The organism is Dokdonia ponticola (assembly GCF_042653865.1).
GTDB lineage: Bacteria > Bacteroidota > Bacteroidia > Flavobacteriales > Flavobacteriaceae > Dokdonia > Dokdonia ponticola.
On the sequence record NZ_JBHSFV010000030.1, the window covers coordinates 1 to 1,929 of the forward strand.

3 protein-coding genes are annotated in these 1,929 nt (G+C 32.2%); all 3 read right to left on the minus strand.

Features of this window, described 5'->3' with window-relative positions:
- Nucleotides 1-728, minus strand: a 728-nt coding sequence (locus ACFO3O_RS22325; protein WP_379983040.1) for a recombinase family protein, incomplete at its 3' end; no start/stop codon positions are given.
- Nucleotides 729-734: 6 nt separating this feature from the next.
- Complete coding sequence (locus tag ACFO3O_RS22330; protein ID WP_379983041.1) at nucleotides 735-986, minus strand: hypothetical protein; 252 nt, start codon at nucleotides 984-986, stop codon at nucleotides 735-737.
- Between the two features lie 91 nt (nucleotides 987-1,077).
- On the minus strand, nucleotides 1,078-1,845 hold the full coding sequence (locus tag ACFO3O_RS22335) for a MerR family transcriptional regulator (protein WP_379983042.1): 768 nt from the start codon (nucleotides 1,843-1,845) through the stop codon (nucleotides 1,078-1,080).
- Nucleotides 1,846-1,929 lie beyond the last annotated feature (84 nt).

The window sequence follows — 1,929 nt, forward strand, 5'->3', positions numbered from 1 at the left end:
TAATCACTCAGCTTCTTTTGATTAATAATCAATCCTTTTCTTTCAAGTTTCTCTGCAATCTCTCTATGGCTTAGATTCTCATTAGCCTTCCACTTAAAAGCATACCTCAATAACTTCCCCTGTTCGTTGATAACAATGTTTTGAACCTTTCCCTTGCCTGGATTTAGATTTGTATAGCCAAAGGGAACGGTAGCTATCCAAAAGCCCTTACGAAGCTTCTCCTTCATCCCTGAAACCGATTTGTCTCTCCTTAGTTCATTATCAAACTGAGAAAACATATAATAAAGGTTTTGTTGGAAAGAGCCTGATGCTGTTGTAACATCTACTTCTTGCAGTACAGATAAGGTAATGATTCCTTCCTTTTTCTTGAGTTGATCACTAATGTAAGCGCCATTAGCCCCTGTTCTTGAAAAACGATCATAAGAATAGACAATGATACACCTTACTTCTTTCTTATGCCTTCTTACATAGGTAAGCATCTTTTGAAATTCTTTGCGCTCATCAGATTGTGCAGATTCATGTGTCCCACCAAAGTACTCCAACACCTCTATGCCTTTCTTCTTTGCAAACAATTCACAATACTTCTTTTGTGTTTCTAAACTAGCATTGTCTAATTGATCCTTTGTAGAGACACGGGTATATATAACAGCTTTACCGTGGGAGTTAATTTGAGGAATCTTTGAAGCTTTTGCAAATTTCGCGAAGGCTGTGAAATCGTTATTTTTCATCTAATGCTATTTTTCTAATGTTAAGCGACACACAACAATCTTACAATAGGCTTCTAGGCTAGCTATGATATGTTCTGCTTCTTCTTTTTCAATGTTTTCAAACCCCTTGAAAGTTTTTAACTTTTCAAGAGTCATTTTTTCTATGACAGGTATTGGCAAAAGTGCATTCGATACTTTTTTTCTGCCTTTACAATTTACATATTTAGTGCTTGATTTTCTTTTTCTTTTTCTTTTTTTTGTTTGTTTATGGGATAACATAATCCGATCGTATCATAGCTATATTTCCATTGTTTCTGGTCAACATAGCCCACTTGTGATCTTGCTCGATGATAACATCGCTCTTCTTTATTTAATCATCTTCTTTTTTGGTTGGTTTATGTTTTACTGTTCTTTTAATCTTTGAAATTTTTCCGTTATGCTTTTTAATTTCTATTGTCTGATAATCTTCTTCATTTAGAATATCTATGATTCTCTTATCAACAATTATATCTTCTTCAATTTCGATAAGTTCCACTTCATTGTTCTTCTTGGTGATCGTTATACTTTGCGTATTGTCATCATTTAAAGATGCTACTACGACCCTATCATTTTCACTAAGCTTAGGATAATTAATAAATTCAGTACGAAAATGAATATTTTTTATTCTATCTCTAAACAAACGATTTAATCGTATTATAATATTACTTGTGTAAAAACTTGCTCTTGATCCATAATGAAATGCTTTTTCATTAATAATTACAGCTTCTCCCTCATTTGTCAATTCTAGGTATAAGGATTGCCTGTTTTTTATCATATGCAAAACAGCTTCTTCTAGCATTGGAATTTCCTCACCCATAAAATCAGAAGGGATCATACTATGTAATTTTTCTTTTACCTTCTTTAGATTCTTAATTGAATATCCAAGTTTTCGACACTCTACCATAATGCATACCCAATAAAATTCCATATAGGATAGGTAACGACTTTTATGATCTTCTTTTTCTTCACTATCAATAAGCCCTACTTCATACCAATGACTAATAACTCTTCGAGACACTTTTGTTAATTTAACAGGGACTACTTTTTTGGCGAGTACCTCTCTCCATTGTTCAACATTTCTGATTTTTATTCGTGCCATAATTGTTAGACGTATTTTATTTTATAATGTTACAAATATGTAACTTTTGTAAATCTAACATTTTATTTTGACTTTTAAAAATAT

Excerpts from the sequence above, each read along its gene's own strand:
- ACFO3O_RS22330 (WP_379983041.1), bottom strand. The coding sequence starts at position 986 with ATGTTATCCCATAAACAAACAAAAAAAAGAAAAAGAAAAAGAAAATCA.
- ACFO3O_RS22335 (WP_379983042.1), bottom strand. The coding sequence starts at position 1,845 with ATGGCACGAATAAAAATCAGAAATGTTGAACAATGGAGAGAGGTACTC.